The sequence below is a fragment of the Synechococcus sp. OH2 genome, assembly GCF_047462155.1.
GTDB lineage: Bacteria > Cyanobacteriota > Cyanobacteriia > Thermostichales > Thermostichaceae > Thermostichus.
In genome coordinates this window covers 1-5,742 of the sequence record NZ_JANSIR010000053.1, presented here as the reverse complement: position 1 = coordinate 5,742, position 5,742 = coordinate 1, and the positions used below count along the sequence as shown (strand labels likewise).

Sequence of the window (5,742 nt, the reverse complement as noted above, 5' to 3'; positions counted from 1 at the left end):
CCAGTAAGGCCTCCGGCCCGCTGGCGCGAGCAAGGCTCGCGCAAAAGCGTCTGGCGTCGCCTCCAGCTTGGCGGCTTGCGACGCAGACACCTTGAGCTTGCAGGAGATAGTCAGGACTTGGGGTATGCCCCTATCTTTTTATTGTTGTCCGGCTTCTCGCATTCCTCCCGACACAAGGACTCCGTCCCGCTTCACGACTGGCTACGCCAGAGCGCGGGCCTCCTGCGGTTTCTAGCTGAAGAGACTGCACAATTGGGTTCAGCCGGGGAAGTTCCTTCTGCCTGCTTCTCTCACCAAAGGATGCTGCTGGGATTTTCCCGGCTTGCTCTTCTTAGTAGCCGACACTCACGAGGAAACCCAAGGCTTTTGCCCGGAGGCTGGTCTTGTTGCCCTGTGGAGCAGAAAGGTTTTGGTCTGTTCAGCGCAAGGGGAAGGTCAGGCGGCAGCGGGTTTTGAAGCTGTCATCGGCTTAGGGCTCCCGTTGTGCCCGTTCAGGGCAGCGGGTGAGCCGGGCTTTTTCTCATCCTCCGACAACAATAGGTCGCGGATAAGCCGAGCTGCCGAGCGTTGCAACCAGCGGGAGGCCAATTGCCGGCCCAGTTGCTGGGCCTCCGGCTTGGTAGCTATCTTGGCAACAATGGGCAAAAGCTGTAGTGGCTGAAAGGCGGGGTTGCTGCTGAGGAGTTCCCACAGGCGTTGCAAATGAGCCAGGCCGTCTGCGGTTCCGTCCCCCGAGCTGGAGAAAAGCACACCCACCAGCCGCTCCCGCAAGAAGGCCCCCCGTTCGGAAAAGATAAAATCGATGGCCTTTTCCAGGGATCCCTGCAGGTCGAAGTCTTCGCTGTTGGCGGCGTTGCGCAGCAGGTTCTCCAGGCGGTTCCAGCGAAATTGCCCTTGGTTAAACAGCAGCTCCCGCAGCGAGGTGCGCAGCTCTGGGGCCGGGTCGGTGAGCAGGCGCTGGGCCACATAGGGATAGGCTACGCTCAACACCTTGAAATTGGGATCCAAACCAATGGCGATCCCCTCCAGAGTGAGCAAAGAGCGGATGATCAGGGCGTAGTAGGCGGGCACACGGAAGGGAAAATCGTACATCACTCCCGAGAGCCTATCCGTGATGCTTTTAAAATTCAGCTCGGCCACGGAGCTGCCCAGGGCCTCGGCAAAGACAGCTTCCAAAGCAGGGATGATGGGGGTGAGATCGGTATTGGGATCCAGGAACTCCAGATCCACGTAGTCCTGTGCCAAGGCAACAAAATCCCGGTTCACCAAGTGGACGATGGCCTTGATCAGGCCGTAGCGCTGGTGGGGCTGGATGGTGCTCATCATCCCAAAGTCGATGTAGGCCAGCCGCCCGTCGTACATGGCCAAGAGGTTGCCCGGATGGGGGTCAGCGTGGAAAAAGCCATGCTCCAAAAGCTGCTTAAGGGAGCAGTTAACCCCGATCTCGATCAGGTGCCGCCCGTCCAAACCTGCCGCAGTGATCTTGTCAAGCTGGGTTAGCTTGATGCCGTCAATCCACTCCATCGTCAGCACCTTGGTGCGGGTGTACTGCCAGTAGATTTTCGGGGCGTAGATGGAGGGGTGGCGGTACAGCTCCAGGAAGCGCTCGGCATTGCGGCCCTCTTGGGTGTAGTCCATCTCCTCGTAAAGCCGCCCAGCGAACTCATCCACAATGCCCACCAAGTCGCTGCGGATGCGGCGGAAGGTGCGCTTGGCCCAGGCGGCCAGACTGCGGATGATGTACATGTCCAGGGAAATGCGCCCGATCAAATCGGGCCGCTGCACCTTGACGGCGACTTTCTCCCCTGTGTGCAGATAGGCCTGGTAAACCTGCCCCAGGCTGGCAGCGGCAACCGGCTCCGGGCCAATCTCGCGAAAGATCTGCTCTACCGGTTGGCCAATTTGCGACTCAATGAGGGCAAAGGCGGTGGCATTGTCGAAGGGGGGCAGCTCATCCTGAAGCTTGGCCAGTTCTTCCAAAAAAAGAGGCGAGACCAGATCGGGACGGGTGGAGAGGGCCTGGCCGATTTTGATAGCTGTCGGCCCCAATTGCGTGAGGATCTCCCGCAGCCGTGCCGCGTGCTTAGGCCGATTTTTCAGCTCCACCCCTCGCCAGCGATCCCAAAACACCCAGGCCAACAGGCCCAAAAAGGGGGTGATCAACTGGAATAGACGCCCCAGCACCAGATCCCAGCGTCCCCGGTATTGCTCAGCCACTTGCTCCGGGTTGTAACGCAGGGCTGGCTGCGACGGAGGGAAAACAGCCTCAGGCCCCGCCGCTGCCGAACTCAGGCGATGCTGTGTTGCCACGGGTTTGGTTACTGCTGGTGTTGACGGTGTTGCGCCCATAGAAGCCCCAACGGATCTCGTAACACATCTTAACTTGCTGGCTCGGGTGCGGTGAAAATGGTCTTCTCGCCAAACCTGCGGCCGAACTCAGGCGAAAAGTAACACCCAACCGCTCGAGGGAAGCCTCATAGACGAAAGCTTTGTGTCTGAGGCGGATCCCTTACGGTTGCTTTCCGTGAGGACTTGCAAGCCCAAGACTGTGAGCGGGACAGCCTCAAGAGGGGCTTTACGGCGCTCTTTGATAGGGATTAAGATACGGCTGCAAACCGATACCAATTGGTGCGATCCTAGGCAAGGGATCTGCCACTATGCATGCAAGCTTCCTTCCCCACCGTTTTATGGGTTGATGGCTACAACATTATCGGAGCTTGGCCCAACCTAAAGAAGTTGGCACGTTGCTCCCTGATGGACTTGGCGCGTCTGCGCCTGGTGGAGTCTTTGGCCAGCTACGTGGCTTTCCGCGGCTACCGGGCAACTGTGGTGTACGACGCCTATACCCAGTTCACTCCCGCCCGACAGCAGCGCTCTCCCTCCGGCATCGAGATTCTCTATACCGCTTATGGGGAAACTGCCGACGCTTGCATCGAGCGGCTCTGTGCTCAGTTGCAAGCAGATACCTATCGGGTACGGGTAGCCACCTCAGATCGTGTCCAGCAGTGGGTGATCGGCGGCTACAACGCAGAATGGATCTCGGCAGAACAACTGTGGGCGGAAGTGCAGGAGGCCCAAGAGCAGATCCGGTGCATCAAGCCCAAGCGCCTACCGAGCAGGCGGGGTATTGATTCCTACTTGGACGCAGAGACCCTCTCTCGCCTAAACCGCTGGCGACTCTCCGGTCGGGATCCCATACATTAACTGGCGAGGTGCTCTGAGGCAAACCTGATACCGGAGCAGGGTCTCTCCCACACTGGTTGTATGGGTTGCCTAGGTCGCCAAAGCCCTTCTTAGGGTAGGCAAAAGCGGGATTTGGCTTCAGAGATCCAGATCTGCTTTAATGTAGCGAATGTAGTGAAGCCCTGTTCTCTCCTTTGGGAGCTCATTCTAGGAACCCGACTATGGCAGATGGCGAATACAAGCCTGGGCTAGAAGGCGTTCCAGCCACGCGTTCTAACATTAGTTTTGTCGATGGCCAGGCAGGGATCCTGGAGTATCGGGGCATCCCCATTGAGGAACTGACAGCCCACAGCACCTTTTTGGAGACGGCCTATCTGCTGATCTTCGGCAAGCTGCCGACGCAATCCGAGCTGGACAACTTTGATCAGGCCGTCCGCAGCCATCGGCGGGTCAAATACCGCATCCGCGACATGATCAAGTCGTTTCCTGAGTCGGGCCACCCGATGGATGCCCTGCAAACCTGCGTGGCAGGCTTGGGGATGTTCTATCCGGTGCGGGAGGCGGATCCCGACTATGTGTTTGGCACGGTTACCCGTCTGCTCGCCAAGCTGCCGACCATGGTGGCCATGTTTCACCAGATGCGCCAGGGTAACGATCCCATCCCCCCCGACGACAGCCTGGATCATGCCGCCAATTTTCTCTACATGCTCTCCGGCAAGAAGCCGGATCCCTGGCTGGCCCGCATCTTCGATACCTGTCTGATCTTGCACGCCGAACACACGGTCAACGCCTCTACCTTTGCCCTGCTGGTAAGCGCCTCTACCCTGGCCAGTCCCTACAGCAGCCTGGCCACGGCGGTGGGCACCCTTTCGGGGCTGTTGCATGGGGGGGCCAACCAACAGGTGATGAGGCTGTTGCGGCAAATCGGCTCGGTGGAAAATGTGCGCTCGTTTATCGAAGAGAAGCTGGCCAAAAAAGAGCGCATCATGGGCATGGGCCATCGCGTTTACAAGGTGAAGGATCCGCGCGCCACCATTCTGCAGCGGCTGGCCGAGGAGCTGTTCGAGCGCTACGGCCACGACAAGTACTACGACATCGCCCTGGAAGTGGAGCGGGTGTGTGCGGAGCTGCTGGGGCCCAAAGGAATTTACCCCAACGTGGATTTCTACTCGGGGTTGGTCTACGCCAAGCTAGGGATCCCGGAAGATTTGTTTACGCCGGTATTTGCCATTGCCCGGGTGGCGGGTTGGCTGGCCCATTGGCGGGAGCAGTTGTCGGATAATCGGCTCTTCCGACCCACCCAGGTGTACACAGGTGAACGCCAGCAACGCTACATCCCCATCGAGGAGCGGGGTTGAGAGCGGTTTGACAGAGCACTGGACCGGGATCCAAACTCAGTAGAGCCCAAATGCGTGGGTGAGGTGGTGCGTTGAGCTCTTTGGATTCTCCCCTTTGGCGAGACGGGTTCACCCTCTTCTTGAGCATTGTGGTGCAGGCCATGCCGTTTTTGCTCTTGGGGGTGTTTCTCTCCGGGCTGATGGCCGTGTTCGTAGAGGGATCCCAGTTGGCTCGTTTCCTACCCAAAGGCAAAATCGGCAGCGCGGTAGCCGGTGGCGCCCTGGGGTTCTTTTTTCCGGTGTGCGAATGCGGCAATCTGCCCGTGGCCCGGCAACTGGTGATCAAAGGGATCCCACCCTATGTGGCGGTGGCTTTTTTGTTGGCAGCGCCGGTGTTTAACCCGGTCGTGATCTTCTCCACGTGGATTGCCTTTCGCAGCATGCCGGAGCTGGTGGCCTACCGGGTTCTTTTTTCTTTTGGCATTGCGGTGGCCATCGGCTTGCTCTTCAGCGTGCAAAAAGATCTGGAGCCTTTGTTGCAACCGGCGGTCTGGCGAGAGCTGCAGCGCAACCGCTGCCAAGAGGCAGCTCTGAAAAGCACCTCCTGCTCGCCGTTGTTGCAGGGGGGCACCTTTTGGATTGGATCCCAGGGCCATGCTCAAGGGGCTGCTGGCGGATCCCTGGCCACTCTGCAGACTGCCGAAGAGGTGTATCGGGCAGCGCTGGCCGCTGCCCCTGCTCTCTCTTGGCGGCAAAAGGGATTGTTGCTGCTGCAAACCTGGGCTAGAGAGATTCGCGAGCTGGGATCCGTGCTCATCCTGGGTTCGGCGATGGCGGCCTTTGTGCAGACGGTGATCCCGCGTTCGTTTGTTCTAAATTATGGCCAAGATGAACTGGTCTCGATCCTGATCATGATGGCCCTGGCCGGGATCATTTCTATCTGCTCGACGGTGGATGCCTTTTTTGCCCTCTCCTTTGCCGCCACCTTCACGCCGGGATCCTTGTTGGCCTTTATGGTGTTTGGGCCGATGGTGGACTTGAAGGCCATTGGCTTGATGCTGACTTTGTTCAGGCCCCGCGCCATTTTCTACTTGGTGCTCCTGACTTTTCAGTTCACTTTAGTAGGGGCTTTGGCCATCAATTACTGCGCCAGTTAACTCGCCTGCTCCTGCATTTGCTCAACGTAAGGCGCGGGATTCCCCACCCGGGTGGGGAGGGATAG

General features: G+C 58.7%; 4 protein-coding genes. 3 read left to right on the top strand and 1 reads right to left on the bottom strand.

Features of this window, described 5'->3' with window-relative positions:
- Nucleotides 1-435: 435 nt before the first annotated feature.
- Nucleotides 436-2,349 (bottom strand): ABC1 kinase family protein, encoded by a 1,914-nt coding sequence (locus NW835_RS04255; RefSeq protein ID WP_414414600.1) that lies wholly within the window; start codon nt 2,347-2,349, stop codon nt 436-438.
- Nucleotides 2,350-2,661: 312 nt separating this feature from the next.
- On the opposite strand from NW835_RS04255, the gene NW835_RS04250 reads away from it, so the two are divergent.
- The 3 genes from NW835_RS04250 to NW835_RS04240 all read left to right on the top strand — a co-directional run bounded on the left by NW835_RS04250 (nt 2,662) and on the right by NW835_RS04240 (nt 5,677).
- Complete coding sequence (locus NW835_RS04250; protein WP_414414599.1) at nt 2,662-3,204, top strand: NYN domain-containing protein; 543 nt, start codon at nt 2,662-2,664, stop codon at nt 3,202-3,204.
- A gap of 200 nt (nt 3,205-3,404) precedes the next feature.
- Nucleotides 3,405-4,541 carry a citrate synthase gene (locus NW835_RS04245; protein WP_414366615.1) on the top strand — a complete coding sequence of 379 codons (1,137 nt, stop codon included), beginning with the start codon at nt 3,405-3,407 and terminating at the stop codon, nt 4,539-4,541.
- 80 nt (nt 4,542-4,621) lie between these two features.
- Nucleotides 4,622-5,677: a permease gene (locus tag NW835_RS04240; protein ID WP_414414601.1), complete on the top strand. Its 1,056-nt coding sequence runs from the start codon at nt 4,622-4,624 to the stop codon at nt 5,675-5,677.
- Nucleotides 5,678-5,742 lie beyond the last annotated feature (65 nt).

Bases quoted from the DNA above. Each gene is read 5' to 3' on its own strand.
- NW835_RS04255 (WP_414414600.1), bottom strand. From the start codon at position 2,349: ATGGGCGCAACACCGTCAACACCAGCAGTAACCAAACCCGTGGCAACA.
- NW835_RS04250 (WP_414414599.1), top strand. From the start codon at position 2,662: ATGCAAGCTTCCTTCCCCACCGTTTTATGGGTTGATGGCTACAACATT.
- NW835_RS04245 (WP_414366615.1), top strand. From the start codon at position 3,405: ATGGCAGATGGCGAATACAAGCCTGGGCTAGAAGGCGTTCCAGCCACG.